This window comes from Paenibacillus sp. LC231, from assembly GCF_001860525.1.
In the GTDB taxonomy this organism is placed as follows: Bacteria; Bacillota; Bacilli; order Paenibacillales; family Paenibacillaceae; genus Paenibacillus_AQ.
Genome location: NZ_JFOM01000010.1, coordinates 1 through 17,284, shown reverse-complemented (window position 1 = coordinate 17,284; position 17,284 = coordinate 1). Strand labels below are relative to the sequence as shown.

At 51.6% G+C, this 17,284-nt stretch carries 11 protein-coding genes; 8 read left to right on the top strand and 3 right to left on the bottom strand.

Features of this window, described 5'->3' with window-relative positions:
• Window positions 1-1,062 precede the first annotated feature (1,062 nt).
• The 3 genes from AK95_RS06235 to vgb(C) form a co-directional block, all read right to left on the bottom strand.
• Complete coding sequence (locus AK95_RS06235; protein ID WP_071219114.1) at window positions 1,063-4,020, bottom strand: DEAD/DEAH box helicase; 2,958 nt, start codon at window positions 4,018-4,020, stop codon at window positions 1,063-1,065.
• The gene (locus AK95_RS06230) at window positions 4,017-5,666 is read right to left on the bottom strand and encodes an SWIM zinc finger family protein (protein WP_071219113.1); all 1,650 of its coding nucleotides are present in this window, start codon (window positions 5,664-5,666) and stop codon (window positions 4,017-4,019) included. Before AK95_RS06230 ends, AK95_RS06235 begins: the two co-directional genes overlap by 4 nt.
• 159 nt (window positions 5,667-5,825) lie before the next feature.
• Entirely contained in the window at window positions 5,826-6,716 is an 891-nt protein-coding gene (gene vgb(C) / locus AK95_RS06225; protein ID WP_071219112.1) for a streptogramin B lyase Vgb(C), read from the bottom strand.
• Window positions 6,717-6,949: 233 nt separating this feature from the next.
• On the opposite strand from vgb(C), the gene AK95_RS06220 reads away from it, so the two are divergent.
• From AK95_RS06220 to AK95_RS06180, 8 genes are all read left to right on the top strand, one after another.
• A complete protein-coding gene (locus AK95_RS06220) occupies window positions 6,950-7,171 on the top strand; it encodes a hypothetical protein (protein WP_071219111.1) in 222 nt (73 codons plus the stop codon).
• A 484-nt stretch (window positions 7,172-7,655) separates the two neighbouring features.
• Complete coding sequence (locus tag AK95_RS06210; RefSeq protein WP_071219284.1) at window positions 7,656-8,723, top strand: copper amine oxidase N-terminal domain-containing protein; 1,068 nt, start codon at window positions 7,656-7,658, stop codon at window positions 8,721-8,723.
• Between the two features lie 419 nt (window positions 8,724-9,142).
• Complete coding sequence (locus AK95_RS06205; RefSeq protein WP_071219109.1) at window positions 9,143-10,963, top strand: cache domain-containing sensor histidine kinase; 1,821 nt, start codon at window positions 9,143-9,145, stop codon at window positions 10,961-10,963.
• Entirely contained in the window at window positions 10,944-12,515 is a 1,572-nt protein-coding gene (locus AK95_RS06200; RefSeq protein ID WP_071219108.1) for a response regulator transcription factor, read from the top strand. Before AK95_RS06205 ends, AK95_RS06200 begins: the two co-directional genes overlap by 20 nt.
• 97 nt (window positions 12,516-12,612) lie before the next feature.
• Complete coding sequence (locus tag AK95_RS06195) at window positions 12,613-13,938, top strand: extracellular solute-binding protein (protein ID WP_071219107.1); 1,326 nt, start codon at window positions 12,613-12,615, stop codon at window positions 13,936-13,938.
• A 45-nt stretch (window positions 13,939-13,983) separates the two neighbouring features.
• The gene (locus AK95_RS06190) at window positions 13,984-14,859 is read left to right on the top strand and encodes a carbohydrate ABC transporter permease (protein WP_071219106.1); all 876 of its coding nucleotides are present in this window, start codon (window positions 13,984-13,986) and stop codon (window positions 14,857-14,859) included.
• 18 nt (window positions 14,860-14,877) lie between these two features.
• Complete coding sequence (locus AK95_RS06185) at window positions 14,878-15,747, top strand: carbohydrate ABC transporter permease (RefSeq protein WP_071219105.1); 870 nt, start codon at window positions 14,878-14,880, stop codon at window positions 15,745-15,747.
• A gap of 303 nt (window positions 15,748-16,050) precedes the next feature.
• Window positions 16,051-17,118 (top strand): bifunctional transcriptional activator/DNA repair enzyme AdaA, encoded by a 1,068-nt coding sequence (locus tag AK95_RS06180; RefSeq protein ID WP_071219104.1) that lies wholly within the window; start codon window positions 16,051-16,053, stop codon window positions 17,116-17,118.
• Window positions 17,119-17,284: the final 166 nt, after the last annotated feature.

Sequence of the window (17,284 nt, the reverse complement as noted above, 5' to 3'; positions counted from 1 at the left end):
TATATTATGAGAAAACGCCATATTTTCAAACTTAGCGGACACCAGGTACGTTATTGGGCTCATATTCGGCGTTTTCATTGTTTTTTTAGTAAATAACGGAACTAGGGTCCGTTCGAGTTCAAAAAAGGTGAATTTTTTCCTAAATAACGTATTCTGTGTCCGGTTATGGATGGTATCGCCACCTATTACCCTGCTACCTGGCCCGACGTTCTGGTACTGACTATCTTGCGCAGGTGAGGCGGATTTTGCGCCGACACTTACTGTTCTTGAAGTCATCTACTACTTGTTGCTCCCGACCTATCGGACTCCAGTTCCGCTATATTATGAGATAACGCCATATTTTCAAACTTAGCGGACACTAGGTACGTTATTGGGCTCATATTCGGCGTTTTCATCGTTTTTTGGAGCAAATAACGGAACTAGGGTCCGTTCGAGTTCAAAAATGGTGGATTTTTTCCTAAATAACGTATCCTGTGTCCGTTTATGAATGGTATCGCCACCTATTGACCTGCTACCAGGCCCGACATTCTGGTACTGACTATCTTGCGCAGGTGAGGCGGATTACCTTCTAAGCAAGAGTATCTCAAGTTGATGCGGATTACCTTCTAAGCAAGAGTACCCCAAGTCGAGTCGGATTGCCTTCTAAGCAAGAGTACCTCAAATTGAGTCGGATTGCCTTCTAAGCAAGAGCACCTCAAGTTGAGTCGAATTACCCTCATAAGCAAGAGTACCTCAAGCTGAACCGGATTACCCAAGACACTGGACTTCAACTGGTTTGAACCTTAAAATCCTTAGCCGTACAAGCTTCATGCGCGCAATTAAAACGAAATCCTGCTAAGGATTAAACTCTTCCAAATAACAAAAACCCCGTGTTGGCTCAATGCCTCCGAAAAAATTGCAAGTATTTCAGTGGCCGTGTCCGCACACGGGGCTTTCTACTATTTAATGGTTATAGAGCTGCATCTGGAAGCCGCCCAGGAATTCCTCAGGCATTCCGCTGTGCTTCACCCCTTCGGGGCCGAGAACCATGCTAGCCTATCCGTTTACTCCTTGATATGACGATTATGCCCAGTCGCGCCGCAGCGTGAAGAGATCCTTCAGCTCATCGGTGGACAGCTCGGTAATCCAGCCCTCGCTGCTTGCGATAACCTGATCGCTCAGCTGCTGCTTGCTCTCCAGCATCTCATCGATCCGCTCTTCGAGCGTCCCCATGGAGATGAACTTGTACACTTGGACATCCTTGGTCTGTCCCATCCGATAAGCGCGGTCGGTCGCTTGATTCTCGACCGCGGGGTTCCACCAGCGGTCGAAGTGGAACACATGGTTCGCCGCGGTCAGATTCAGACCTACGCCGCCGGCCTTGATGGAGAGAATCATGACATTCGGCTGCTCTTCGGGCGGCAGGGTCTGGGATTGGAACTGCTCGATCATGCGGTCGCGCGTCCGCTTCGGCGTGCTGCCGTTCAAATACAGCACGGGCTCACCCAGCTCTTGATGCAGCACCTGCCGCATCATCTCGCCCATGCCGATATACTGGGTGAAGATCAGGCAGCGCTCGCCTTCGTCCCGCAGTTCCTTCACCATGGACAGCAGCCGCTCCAGCTTCGCTGAACGGTTGACCACGGCCTCGGTATCAAGCAAGCCGCCGCCTCCCGGCAGTTCCGGGAGCGGCTCCTTCGTCAGAAGAGCCGGATGGTCGCAGAGCTGCTTAAACTGCGTCAGAGCTGCCAGAATGGCGCCTTTGCGCTCAATGCCCTCAAGCTTTTGCATGCGTTCCAGGAGACTGCTCACGGTCTGATCATAAAGCGCGCCTTGCTCGGCCGTAAGATGGATATAAGTCTTCATCTCGTTTTTGTCCGGCAGGTCAAGCTGAATCGCAGGATCCTTTTTCTTGCGCCGAAGCATGAAGGGCTTGATCAGCTTTTGCAGATCGGCCGTGCGCTGCTCGTTTTTGTCTTTTTCGATGGCCTGGATGAATCGGAGATTGAATGCCCGCAGGCTTCCGAGATATCCGGGATTGATGAAGTCATAGATGGACCAAAGCTCGGACAGCCGGTTCTCAATCGGTGTGCCGGTCAGCGCGACGCGATGCCTTGCCGGGAAGCTTCGCACGGCGGCGGATTGTTTGGTGTCGGCATTCTTGATGTTCTGGGCCTCGTCGATGCCGATCGTTTCCCACTTCATGTCTCTTAACATTTCTTGATCAAGCGTCGCCGTAGCATAAGAGGTAAGGATAATATCGGCTTGGTAAGCCTCATGATAGAAATCCTCGCTGCTGCTGCGTTTCCCGCCGTAGTGCAGCATGACCCGGAGCGACGGGGCAAACCGTTCAAGCTCCTTCTGCCAATTACCCAGCACTGAGGTGGGACAGATCAGCAGGGAGGGGAGGCGTCTTTCTTCCCGCTCCATCGTCATCTTCACGTGCAGCAGGTAGGCGATAAACTGCACGGTTTTGCCAAGACCCATGTCATCGGCAAGGCATGCACCGAGCCCGTAACGCCGCAAAAAGGCAAGCCAGGCAAAGCCGTCATGCTGATAAGTCCGCAGCTCGGCCTTCAGCCCAGCCGGGACAGGGAGGCTCGGCCATTCGCTTTGCCGGCCGAGTTGACCAATAAGCTTCACGAGGTGCTCGTTCAGCTCCACCTCAAGCTTGATCCGTTCCGGGTCCCGGGTTTCCTCCGCATCCTGCTGAGTTTGCTCCGACTCCTCGTTGTTCCCGAGCAGATGCAGGTGCAGAATATCTTGAAACGATAGGCCTTCCTCACGGTCTACGCCCGCCATCATCTGGCGGATTTGGGCGACCAAGGCGGGGTCCAGCGGAATCCATTGGCCCCGGAACCGCACCAGCCGTTCATTCCGGGCAACTAGCTCGGCGAATTCCGCTTCGGAAAGGGTAGCTTCGCCGATGGCGATGCGCCAATCGAAATTGACGAGCGCATCCAAGCCGAACAGGGAACCGCCGCTGCTTCGCTCGGCGTTCTCGCCCTCGCCCGAGCGTACCTTCGCCCGCAGCTTGGGCTTCTTCTTGCTGGCGGCTTCCCACCATGCGGGCAGCAGGACCAGCCAGCCTGATTGGAGCAGCCGCTGGCTGTCGTCGGTCAGGAACTGCCATGCGGCCTCGTCGGACAGCGGCCTACCGAGCACGTCTTCAGCCGGAGCATGAAGCACCCTTGCCGGCAGTGCTGCCTGCAATCCTTGGAGCCAGCCGGGGGACCGCTCCTTGATATGGGGTGTCCATGTCTCGGGCCACGATCCATATGCCTGCCCGTCTTCAGCAAGACGAACGGCTGCAAGCGCCGCGGCGTCTTGCTTGTCTTGCAATACAAGACGAAGACGCCATGCGGCTTCTTCTTCATCAGGCTCCAACAATTGCAGCAGCGGCCGGAATGGAGCGGTATCCGGTCGCCATCCGATGGCGATCAGCCATGACTTGTCGTCCATGCCCTCGGCTGCCGTGCGGTTCCGCGAGAAGAGAAGCGGGTATTCTCTGCGCAGGTCAGCCGCCGCCTCCTCGCTGCCGTAACACTGGTCTTGAACGGCGGCGGAGAACGCTGCCCGCAAGCCTTCATTCCATATCTCATCAGCATTCAACAGGGACAGACGGGACTGCTCTTCCGCTGTGAACGCCTCTGTATCCCAGATCCATTGCAGCTTGCCCGATTTGAAGGCGCTCAAGCTTGGGGCATATTGCTTATCCTGAATGCAAGCTGCCAGCGAAGGCGCAAGTTCAATGAAGGGAAGGCAATCCTCGTCCCATACCCATTCAATATGTTCGAGCAGCCGTCCATCCGCAAAGAACGGTATGACCTGCTCGGAAGGCAGGATGACCACTTCCATGTCCTGAACGGATTGAACGGTAAGCTCTGTTCCGTAGAAGGAAGGTTCGTGCCACGCGAATAAACGGTGCTTCAGGTATTGTCCGGACACATAACCCTGCATGACCGTAGAGCCGTATATGACGGCATCTCCGTATTCGCTTAGCGCCATGTGGACCGTGATGGTTTCTGTGTGTCTGCTCATGATATCAGCTTTCCTCTCCGCAGCTCTTCTTGGAATGCGCGAAGCCGGCTGTTTCGTACAGATAACGAGATAATGAACAGATCCCAGCGCTCCTGCTGCTTGAGCTTTTTATATAGCTTGGCTAACCGTTTGAGCAGCTTGACGGCTGCTTTATAGCCGGCTCGGTTCTTATGAAGGATGTACCGCTCGACGGCCTGATGGTAAAAAGGCAGCAGCATCTCGGGGGCGTTCTTCTCGATCGGTGCCAGCTCGCTGACCCGGAGCTCCAGCGGCTCCCGGCCTGTGCTTAGTTGATAGTCGATCCATTCCCGCCATCTGCCGTGCGTGATCAAGGCATTCTGATAGATGTCCTTCGAATAAGGAAGCATGTCGGCAAGACTGCTCCACATCCGTTCAGCCTCCTCGGGCAAATGCTCTATGACGGCATCCCAGTAGTATTGATAGCTGCTGAGATGCTCGTTGCGGTGACTGCCAAGCAGCGGGCCGATCTCCGGGAGCCAGCGGGCCAAGCGGTCCCAGTGCTGCCCTGAATGCAGCATGTCGAAGAAGCCAAGGACGGAAGCCGGGGGCAGGCTGCTGACCTTGTCTGCTTGCCTGATCAGGTCCCAGGACGATTCGTCTTCTCCGAGATAGAAGGACATTAGGCTCTGCGCCATATACCATGAGGCGCGTGAAAGGCTGCTGCCGAATTCGGCTTCAGCTGCCTGCAGCTGCTCTAACTCCGCCTGGATGAAGCTGCTGTCTCTTTTCGCAAACGGATAGATCCAGTACATCCAGAGCTGTATATAGACCTGGGCGTAAAATTTGCGGTTCCGCGGCTCGCTCAGCATGCTCCGCCGGGCAAACGAAATGGTCTCGGTCAGCCGCTCCCTGAATGCCTCACCATGTTCGCTGACCTCCAGCCCTTCGTGGAAGATGCGCTCGATTCTGGCCAGGATATGATCCGCTGCCACCTGTGTATGATAGCCGATGTAGGAGCCGGAGGAATTCCAGGCACTGGCGGGCTGCTTGACGAGCTTCTCGAGAATGAAGAGATGCGCATGGAGCTCGTATAACGGATCCAGATCTGGCGGAAGCGGGGGTTTAATGTGATGGAGGGAGGCCAGCGCATTTTTGGCGTAAAACGAATTCTGCGTATTCGTTCCCAGCGAAGCCGTGCAAACTTCGAACAGCTCATGCCATGCGGAGATTGGCAGGTCGGGCAAATGATCCGCTTTGACTCTCCATTTTGATGCTCCGGCAGACGGTCGGTCCTGCGCTGGGCTGAAGCCGGACTCGCTTCGGTCATACGAAGAGGTGGAAGCATATGTGGTGGAATGCGCATTAACCAGGGCGTGAATGGAACGACCCTGAAGCTGAGCATAGTCAAGCAGAACAGCCACCATATGCTTGCAGCCATCCTTAACGGGACAGCTGCATTCGCTGTCGCTCAAGGAGCGAAGGTGAAGCTTGGTACGGTAGGTTTCCGTTCCATCCACGGAAGCCTCGACCACACCGGTCTCATCTGCCGGCTCGCTGGCGTGGACACGACCTTGCTTGTAATACTGAAATCCCCGTTTAATGGTCAAATCGCTGAAAAATCCGGCGGTTTGTTGAATCAGCGTCTGCCATTGTATATCATCTAACGTTTCATTTGAGTTCATCATCGGACGGTCTCCTAAGAGAAATAATTCTAAGTATCCATTTAATCTATCACATTCCCATAGATGAAGAAACAAGTCAGGGCAGCTTCTCGCTGGAAAAGCCCGGCAACAGGCTGCACGGGCTTTCTTTTATGGGCGGAGCAATATGTTTTCCCCCTAAACCTAATACTGAATCGTAAACCGGCCGATCTGATCGCATTCCTCGGCGAACCAGACCTCGCCGCCCGAATCCACGGTTATGCCATGAGGTTCTGCGGAGGGGGTAGGGATTGGATACTCGGTAATGTCCCCGGTGCAGGTAATTCGTCCGATTTGATTGGCTCCCCATTCGGTAAACCATAGATCCCCGGAAACGCCCGCCGTGATGGCATGGGGTCTGGCATTCCCGGACGGGAGCTTGAATTCCGTAATTTCCCCGGCCGTTGTGATCCGGCCGATTTGATTGCCGTTGATTTGAACAAACCATAGAGCGCCATCGGCACCTGTCGTGATGCCGACCGGCCCGGATTGCTCTGTTGGAATCCGGTACTCGGTAATCTCCCCGTCCACCGTAATTCGGCCGATGCAGTTGTTCTGGTTTTCCGTAAACCACAACGCGCCGTCCGGACCGGCTGTAATATAGGAAGGGTACGATCCTTCGCATGGTAAGTCATATTCCGTGATAATGCCTGCCGGCGTTATCCTTCCGATTCGGTTGCCGCTTAGCTCGGTGAACCATATGGCTCCATCCGGACCCTCAGCCAAGCCGTAGGGAGACGAATTGGCTTCAGGCAGCTCGAATTCCGCAAATGTTCCTTCCATTGTCATCCTTCCGATTTTATTTGCTTTGTACTCCGTAAACCAGAGGTCACCGGTATGGGCAGAGAGGATAGACATGACCCCGGCATCTGGAGTCGGCACTTCGAACGTGCGCATATCCCCATCCTTGGTGAGCCGTCCGATCCGGTTTCCTTTTTGTTCCGTGAACCATATGGTCCGATCTTGTCTTGCCGTAATACCATAAGGTCCCGATTCCCGATTCGCTGTCTTGTACTCCTGTGCGGCGATCTGCATGCAAACATGCCTCCTGTTTAGAAAGTAGTTGTTAGGAATGCTTTATAAGACGGATTCATCATTTGTCTGAGCGTAAACATGTCTCTCGCTCCGGTTGCCCGTAATCGGGAGGTTCAGTCTTCAGTCTTGGATGCTTGGATGAGTGCCTGTCATGGATAATCTCCATTCTCTCAATTGGTGTTTTTAAAATAGAAAAAACCTCCCACTCCGAGATTTCGGAATAGGAGGCTAATATGAACAAGAAAGATGCGGACTTTCATGTAGAAGTCTTAAACATCCACCTGTTACATAAAAAAAAGCCGCACGAATCCTATCCCGAAAACCTCGTATCGAAATCGAAGTGTTTTCCAATGCTTGGGACAGGATTAGTAGATCATTGGCTTTTGGTTCACCCTTTCATTTCTGGTTGCCTAGACTTTACCATAGGAGATTCAGTGGTTTCAACCCTGAATTAACTGAAGTTCACCTTCACAACCGCCGGTTTCTTTTCTCATCGATGTAGAGTTCGACAGCTGTTATGGCGCGAATCAAAAGTTTGATGAGCAGATACAATGCATACAAACCAAGCAGCATAAAAAGTCCGTTTATGATTAAGATCAACATGGGCCATAAATTAAACATGGAACTGGAACTACCTATTATACTCATATGGCTCGCCTCCCTTCAACATTTTCCTTGCAGGGTTCTCCCGGAACCGGAATGATAACCTCGAACTCTTTATTCCATAATATAACAATCATATCTGATTCTAACATAACAGAAGGAGTGTGGTCATGATTTTTGCCATTGAATGGGGTGAATGATTGGATGCCTGGCAGGAAGGGGACGACAGAGAAAGTATTTACATCATGTATGGATATGAACGAACCAATCCCGGCCACGATGCGTTTTAGTTATATAAGCATTACCGAATATTACAGCCAAGGAGATTTAGAGAACATGATCACCCGGAAATGGACAAGAATAGCAGTAAGCGGCGCTATAGCGGCCACGATGCTGATGAGTACCTTCGTACAGGCTCAGGCTGAAGCTGCACCCAAGAAGGAAATGGAATTAAACATCAATCATTGGATTGTTACGACGGATGTTAATCCCGTCATCGTGAATCAGACCACGCTGGTTCCCTTGCGCGTTATGAAATACTACTTGAAACCTATGGAGCTTCACTGGAACAACAAGAACAAGACGGTAACTGTCAACACAGGTGCCGATCAAGTCACATTAGAGATGGGAAGCCTGAAGGCAAAGGGAAGAGGGAAGACATATTCACTATCCATTCCCGCAGCGTTAAAGGATGGCCACGTTATGGTTCCGATCCGATTTATAGCGGAGCTGTACGATGCAGAAGTAGGCTGGGATACGAAGGAGAGAATGATTTACATCTATACTCCGGATGTCGACGTGTCAACGGCGGAGGAGAACGGGGATGTAAAGCTGTATCCGGTAAGCGCAACGAAATACGGAAGATATGAAGGCATGGTGGTCGAGGTTGAAGGAAGGAAGCAGGTCTTTGAAGACTGGAATGGTGGAGACGGTATGCGTAAACCCGTCATTCAATATCAGGATGTGACAGGCGATGGGAAGCCTGATGTTGTGGTGTTCTACGTGGACGGGACCGGCACGGGGCTTTACATGGGGGAGATGCATGTTGTCGACGCAGAGACTCTGAAGGAAATCCCTATCGAATCATTGGAGCAGGCGGTATTGAGCCATGTGCAATCCAACATCGAGAAGTATGCGGATCACTTTGTTATCAAGCTTGTGATCGACGGGAAGGAGTATGTCCAAAGAGTCGAGGATGATTCCAAGGATAAAAGCTACTTATATGATAAGGTTGGCTTCGGGGCCGTCGTCAGGCACAAACTAGCGGAAGGCCGGCTTGTTACGGAAGCGGCAGGGAGCATAAGTCCGGCCGGTTTTGCCGGGGATCTGCAAATAACGTATCGATTTCAAGAAGAGTCGAACCGGTTTGTGGTGGATAGCATCGAATACAGTCTGGAAGAGTAGGAGAAGTAATCGCTTATTGCACACGGAACTTTAGAACTACATATAAACGCATATCCAATACGAGGGTATAAACTTGAACGAGAAGTCATTAATCTTGATAGAATGATAGGTCTTGTTAATAAAAATGGCGCTGCGGCGCCCTTTTTTTGTGTTTTTTAATCCAATCCCTCCTGATTTATCCCCTCCCCGATCTCCGAAAAGGAATGAATGGAAGTGGCATATATGGAACATATGCAAGAAGATTTCATCCCCTTTCATAGGCCTTTGTTACCATTTACTTGAGTCTAAAGATTCCTCTAAGATAGTTAATAAACCTGACACATTTTCACTAGGAAAAGAGAGTGATTTCAAAGTAAACGCATTCAATGTCAAGTAATATAACAAGCCCATACCATGGGGACTTTGAACGAGGTGTTTTTGTGCAGCAATGGCTTGGGAAATCGCTAAAGCATAAATTGTCGCTACTTATTATTGTCGCTACGCTGGTGCCGCTGCTGTTTCTTGGTATTTTCTCTTTTAACATAGCCAAGAGCCTGACGGAGGAGAAGGCCAAGATTACAGGAATGAATACGCTTCGGCAGCTGGAAGCTTACCTGGATACGATGGTCAAAGACGTGGAGAACATCTCACTGTTTCTCATCGGGCATACCGGAGTTCAGGCCTATCTGAAGACCGAGCAGAGCAACTATGTCCAGCAGACGACGGTCATCAATTTTTTGACGAACCTGGCCTTTTCCAAAGATTATATCGCCAACATCATCGTCGAACCGCTCGGCAGCAAAGATGCAATCTCGCATAAATCCTTGGTACGCTCCGAGTTCCGGGATATTACCGAGGTGGTCCCTGACTATTACGAGCAGCATCCCAAATGGTGGTCCTTTGTTCATCGCCAGTGGACCTTCGAAGGCGTTAGGAAAGTCATTACATTGGCCAGACCAATCCGGAGCACGGATAAATATAAGCCGATCGGGAACCTGCAGATCAACCTGGACCAGGGCGTCATTGCCAATCAATTCCGGCAGGCCGTTCTAGAGAAGACCGGGTTTGTCCTTCTTCTTGACGAGAATAATCGGATTATCGCCGGTCCGCCGGATATGGAGACCAATCTTACGCTTGCAGATTATTATCCTGCGATTGGAGAGTTTGAGGGGCTCAGCGGAAATATAGACTATGGCGAGGGAAGCAACAAGAAGACCATTCTCTATAAGAAAATGTCCAGCGTGAACTGGAAACTGGTCGGCATCATTCCTTCACAGGAATACCGTTCCCAGAACCAGTACTTTATCAAATTGACGGCAGTTGCGGTCACGGTGGCCATCCTGCTCGCCATTATACTGGTACTTTTCCTGATCCAGAAAATTACGAATCCGCTGTCTGTGCTAACGAAGTTTCTCAAGAACTCAAGCCCGGAGGAGCCGCTGCCTGCGCTCCCGGTTAAGACGGTCGATGAGGTCGGACAGCTCATTATCAGTTATAACCGGCTCAGTTCGCGAATTGTGAAGCTTACCGATGAAGTGAAGCTGAACGAGTCGCTGAAGAAGGAGGCGGATATGCATGCGCTGCAAGTGCAGATCAATCCGCATTTCCTCTACAATACGCTATCATCCATCCATTGGCTGGCGCTGATGAACCAGGATGTGAAAATTGCCGAGATGGTGGGATCGCTCAGTGATTTCCTGAGGTTCAGCCTCAATAACGGGCAGGAATATTGCACGATTCAGCAGGAAATTATGCATGTCCGTCATTACGTGAATATCCAAACCATCCGCTATCCGGAAAAGTTCAAGTTTGAGGTTCATGCGGAGGAAGAGCTGTATCAGCACACCATGTTAAAGCTGCTGCTGCAGCCGTTGGTTGAAAACTCCATGCTGCATGGTATTTTGAGCCGTGACGGGATGGGGACGATTACGATTCGCGGGCACCGCGAGCCTGAAGGGATCCACTTCGTGGTGGAGGATGATGGCATCGGAATGACGACGGATCGCCTGAAATGGCTTCAGGATCAGCTGGTTGAGAATCCGCTCCAGTACGAGAAGGGGCAGACCCCGCGCGGAAGCTACGGGCTGCGAAATGTCCATAAACGGCTGCTCCTTCATTACGGCAAGGATGCGGGCTTGCGTGTGGAGAGTACGGAAGGAGCCGGAACGCGTGTGATGTTTACGATACCTGATTTACCTGAAATTCAACAATCTGAATTATCCAGCAAAGGGGATGGCGACAATGAAGGTACTGATCGTTGATGATGAAGTGATCATTCGAAATGGTCTGAGTACAGTGATCAATTGGGCCGATAACGGCTTTACGGTGCTGACGCCCGCGGCTTCAGCGGAGGAAGCCCTTCAGCGTATTCCCGTTGAAATGCCCGAAATTATTTTTACCGATATTCGCATGACAGGCTTGAGCGGACTGGATATGGCACATGAAGTCAAGCAGCAGTATCCCGAGATCGAAATCATTGTTATTTCGGGATATGATGAATTCTCATATGCGCAGCAGGCCATGCGGGAAGGCGTAAGTGACTATTTGCTGAAGACGAGCAGGCCCGGGGAAATTATCGAGGCTGCTGTCCAAGCAAGAGAGCGTTTGTTACAGCGCAGGCTTACACAAGCGAAGGGAAGGGCGCAGGAGTTGGTAGTCAGCCGGGGTTTCCTGAGAAGGCTGCTTGCTTCCGGCACTCCGCTGGACGAGCATGCCGAGGCCGAATTGTGTGAGCGATACCCGGAGCTGCGTTTGGAATCGAACGGCTCGGTGCTGCAGATCTGGATGCTGTCGGTATATCCGCTGCATCCAGAAGAAGAGGAACAATCGAACGTTAGCGAGCTGCATCGATTAATCGGCACGGAGTTGGCCGAAGAGCTGCAATGCGCGTGGCTGGAGTGGAACGGCTCCTTGCTTCTGTTGGTGCGGGCAGAGCCGAATAATGGCTGGGGGCGGGTAGATTCCGCTCTGCGGAAGATGGAATCCACGCACGCCTGCCGCATCACGGCTGCCAGCGGCCGACGGGTCGCAAACGCCAGGGAGCTGCACATTGCGCTGGCTACCGCGGTAGAGGCCAGCTCCTACGAATGGCTGCTGCAATCGGAACGGCATATCCGTTATGAAGATATCGAAGGACGTACAGGCATCCGCACGGTCTGTTCGATGGAGGAAGAAACCAAGATGTCATCCCTGCTGCGTTCGGGAGATTCCGCCGACTTGCAGGCATGGGTGACGGATTTGCTTCGGCGCATCCAAAGTCAGGGCCAGGCAACGCCCGGCTCGGTTCAGGCTTACCTGCATTCCCTGATCGTCTCGGCACAGCGCTGGCTTATACGGGCTGCGACGTCTATTGGCTATACCAGTCCGGTGAAAGTGGAAGAGACGTACGATATCCGCGAGTTGACCAAGAATCCGGAGAAGGTGCTGGTCGATTCACTCGGGCTCATCATGAAGGAGTACCGTGACATGGTGTCGACGACAAGTCCCGTCCAGCGAGCGATCTCCTTCATTCATGAGCATCTGGGACAGAGCTTGTCTCTCCAACAAGTGGCCAAGCATGTTCATATGAACCCCAATTATTTCAGCGAGATGTTCAAGAAGGAAACCGGACAGAATTATATCGAATTCGTGACCCAGGCCAAACTGCGAAAAGCAATGCACCTGTTAAGGGAAACGCCAGCCAAGATCAGTGAAATCGCGAATGAAATCGGCTATGAGGATATTAAGTATTTTAACCGCCTGTTCAAGAAATGGACGGGACAAACCCCGTCGGAGTATCGGGCAAATCCTGAATTTTGTCCCTCTATGGACTGAATTATATCCCCTATGTAAGCGTTATATCCTTTTATATACTTGGACTAATCATCTAAGACGTTTCATCATTTTCGTATATTAAAAAGGGGGATTGACCATGAGACCAAAACGTAAAATAGGTCTTGTACTGCTGATGATGTCACTGGTCCTTGCAGCTTGCGGAGGCGGGCAGGGCAAAGAGCAGGCGGGAGGAAATGAGGGTAATCAAGAGAAGGTCAAGCTGACCATCTGGCATAACTTCGCCGGTGACGACCTGCGCGCAAAATCAGTCCGAAGCTTTATCGATCAGTTTGCTCAGGACCATCCTGAAGTGACGCTCGATGCACAAGCGATTCCGCCGGACGGTTATCGTCAACGTCTGAGTACGGTTGCGGCTGCGAATGAAATGCCGGATGTATTCTTCGTATATGCAGGAAGTCAGTCAGCCGAGCTTCATCAGGCGAAGCTGCTTCAGCCGATTACAGAGGTGCTCGATGCGCATTCGGATTGGAAAGATAAATTCCTGCCGGGAGCGTTTGATCCGTACGAGTTCGAGGACGGCCAGATCTACTCCACTCCACTAGGCATGTCGGCAACTTCGATTCTCTATTACAACAAAGCATTGTTTGACAAACATAACGTAAAAGTTCCAACGACTTGGGAAGAAATGATGGCGGCGGTTAAAACGTTCAACGATAACGGCATTACGCCGATCGCGCTCGGAAACAAAGCGCCATGGGTTGCGCAATCCACCATTATCGGATCGATTGCCGACCGTGTGACAGGCACCGAATGGTTTAAGAAAGCGGCAGCACAGGATGGCGCGAAATTTACCGATCCTGAGTTTATCGAAGCGCTTGGATATTTCAAAGAGCTCGTCGACAACAAAGCATTCCAAGAAGGTGCCAACAGCATCGACAACACGCAAGCCGAGCAGTATTTCATCCAAGGCAATGCAGCGATGATGATCAGCGGCGCATGGACCCTCACGAACCTGGCGGCTTCTTCCTCGGAAGAGCAGATGAAGGATATTGAAGTGACGACTCTGCCTGCAATCCCTGGAGGCAAAGGCGAAGCTAACACCATCTCCGGCGGAGCTGGCGGCGGTCTGGCTCTTAGCAGCAGAACGGAAGGGAAAGCGAAAGAATTGGCGCTGGAGCTGATTTATGCGGTCAGCGGACCGGAAGCGCAAAAAGCGATTGCCGAGAGCAACTCCATGGTCATGTACGATACCGAAATCGATGAGTCGAAAGTTACTTCCTTGTACTACAAAGCCTTTAACCTGGTGAAATCCACAGGCATTACGCCGGTATACGATGCTTATCTGTCTGCAGAGGCGGCTGAAGTCATCAACAACGGTCTGCAGGAAATTATGATGGGCGGTCCCGTCGAAGGTGTGGCCCAGAAGCTGCAGGACGCGCAAGCCAGATCCGCTACTCCATAAGAAACCATTCACCACTGCATAAGGATTAGGAGGGAGGAGGCTGCCATGCCTACAGCGATGAGAAGCAAAGGATTTATAGCCATAGCTCTTCTTCCTGCGCTTCTGTTGTTTCTGATATTTGTCATTATTCCGGTCTTCTGGTCAGCTTACTACGGATTTTTCAGTTGGAAAGGGTTCGGAGACGCCACATTTATCGGCCTTGATAATTATATAGAGATGTTCAAGGATCCAATCTTCTGGCGGGCGCTTCGAAACAACCTGATTCTGGTCGTATCATCCATTATTGGTCAGGTTCCAATCGCGTTGATTCTGGCCATTGTATTGTTCAAGAATTCGTTCTTCTCCAGGTTCATCCGGTCTGCCGTATTCATGCCGATGGTTCTCTCCACGGTTGTTGTCGGTCTCATCTGGGGTTACATTTACCATCCTCAGTTCGGAATCGCTAACTATGTGCTGGAGATGCTCGGTCTGGAGTCATGGACCCGCGCCTGGCTGTCCGATCCAAAAGTCAATATGCTGGCGATATCGATCCCGATTAACTGGGCGAACATCGGCCCTTACCTGGTCATCTTTATCGCAGCACTGCAAAATATTTCACCGGAGATCCATGATGCGGCCAAAATTGATGGGTCCACCGGCTGGAACAAGCTGATGCAAATCACGCTCCCGATGATCTGGAGCACGGTTGTCGTAACCATTGTGCTCTGTATCTCGGGAAGCCTGAAGGCTTTTGATCATGTCATCGTCATGACGGGCGGCGGACCGGCGCAATCGACCGAGCTGCTTGCCACCTACATGTACAACAGCACGTTCAGCGTGTATCGCTACGGTTACGGCTCCGCCGTTTCCACGATGATTATGATCGTCAGCGCCATTCTTATCGCGCTTAACTATTTCGCAACGCGCAGAAAGTCAAGTTAACATGAAGGAGGGAGCGATGTGAATTTACAGACGACCGGGACCGGAAGTGCCTCAGGGAAACGCGTCATCACGAAGGGGTTAACCGGGTTCGTAAAATTGCTGCTGATTGTGTATGCGATTCTTACGCTCTATCCCTTGTACTGGCTTTTTACGAGCGCGTTTAAATCGAATCAGGATTTCTTCACCAACCCTTACGGCTTGCCGAAGGAGTGGATGACCGAGAATTTATTCCGGGCATGGGAGCTTGGAAATATGGGCAGAGCGATGCTGAATTCAACGGTTGTGACGATTACAGCCGTCGTTCTGACCATCCTGCTTAGTGTACTTGCGGCGTATGTACTGTCCAGATTCGAGTTTCGGTTCAAAAAGCTGGTGGTCGTGTTGTTTACGACCGGGCTGCTGATTCCGATTCACAGTACGTTGGTGCCTTTGTTTATTATGATGAAAAATATCGGCTTACTCGACACGTACGGTGCGCTCATTCTGCCGTATACGGCATTTGAGCTGCCGATCGCAATCTTCCTGGCGATGGCCTACATGTCATCCATTCCTAGAGAGATTGAAGAAGCGGCCATGATTGACGGTAGCGGCTGGTGGGGAATCTTCGGCAGAATGATTCTTCCGCTCTGTACGCCCATCGTGGCAACGATATCGATTCTGGCATTCCTCCGATTCTGGAATGACTTCTCCTTTGCACTCGTATTTATTAATACGCAAGCGCTAAAGACGCTTCCGCTCAGTCTGTCTCTGTTCTCGGACGGCTTCGGTACGGATTACAGCTTGACGATGGGAGCGATGGCGATCGCAGTCATTCCGACGATCGTGGCCTACCTGATCCTGCAGGAGCAGATCATGAAGGGCATGGTGGCAGGATCCATCAAAGGTTAATTCTCCAGCCATTTCAATATTCTTGAAAGAAAGAGCCTCTTCCGGTCAACGGAAGGGGCTTTTCGTAGTATTAGGTCAACCAGGATCATCAGGTTGGTCTAATTCCCGTATTGCGGTTTGTTTAAGTACCGAAGTTGGCAAAGTTTTCGCTTCTCCCTCAAAAATATTCATGCACGATTTTCGGCTACGCCATGCCGGCATATCCAATATAATAGGAACACCAGGACAAAGAGAGCATAATGGCATGGCTTGCAAGCGACAGTCATTTAGAGTAAGTACATGAGATCGAGGGAGGAACCCCAAGTGATATCGGCTGCGAATCGACAGGAGTATTACCAGGCATTGCTGGAAAAGAAATCGGAGTACGAGGGCGTTTTTTATGTTGGCGTGAAAACAACGGGGGTATTCTGCCGCCCAACATGCCCAGCCCGGAAACCGAAGATGGAAAATTGCGAATTTTACGAGACGGCTCAAGAAGCGCTGCTTGCTTCCTTCAGACCATGTAAACGATGCCGTCCGCTATCACACCCCAATCAGGTGTCAGACCTGGTCCGGCTGCTCGTCGAGGCGGTGGAAGAAAACCCGGAGAAAAGATGGACCAACCAGGACTTTCAGAAGCTGTCCGTGGATGCTTCGACCGCAAGGCGCCAATTCAAAAAGCGGTTCGGGATGACCTTCGTTGAATATGCACGGGCACGGCGGATGGGACTTGCCCTGAAGCAAATCCGGGAGGGGCACGCCGTCATCGATGCGCAGCTGTCAACCGGCTACGAGTCCAGCAGTGGCTTTAGGGATGCATTTTCCCGCATCATGGGCGCGGCGCCTAGCCGATCGGGGCACCATAACATCTTAAAAGCTTCATGGATCGATACGCGTCTCGGACCGATGATGGCCATCGCAGATGAGGAGGCGCTGTATTTACTCGAATTTGTAGACCGACGGGGCTTGGAGCGTGAAGTTGAGCGTCTTCGGCAGAGAACCAAGTCGGCAATCGTTCCGGGTTACACAGCTCCGATTCGTTCGATCGAGCTTGAGCTCGGCGCGTATTTTGACGGGAAGTTAACGGAATTCAAGACGCCCTTGTTCCTGTTAGGATCGCCATTTCAAAAAGAAGTATGGGACCAGTTACTGCAGATTCCACCCGGACAAACGTCTTCGTATGGCGAGATCGCAGCAACCATGGGAAGGCCCACCGCCTATCGTGCCGTTGCCCAAGCGAATGGCGCCAACCAGCTCGCAATTGTCATTCCATGCCACCGAGTGATCAATACGAGCGGCGAATTGGGCGGATACGGCGGAGGATTGTCGCGCAAGCAGTGGCTGCTGCATCATGAGAAATCGATGAGCAATGCAACCATACATGAATTGTAGACTTTGGTCGTAGAAAGGGTCTTACCTATAGGTAAGACCTTCAGATTGTCGAGAAACCCTGTACTTTTTTCAAAGTACAGGGTTTCTCCCTTTCTAAGTAGTCACTTCAAGAGGGGAAATGGGGGGATTACCCCCTGTTTTCCAGGCGATCCAGGTGGATCGCCAT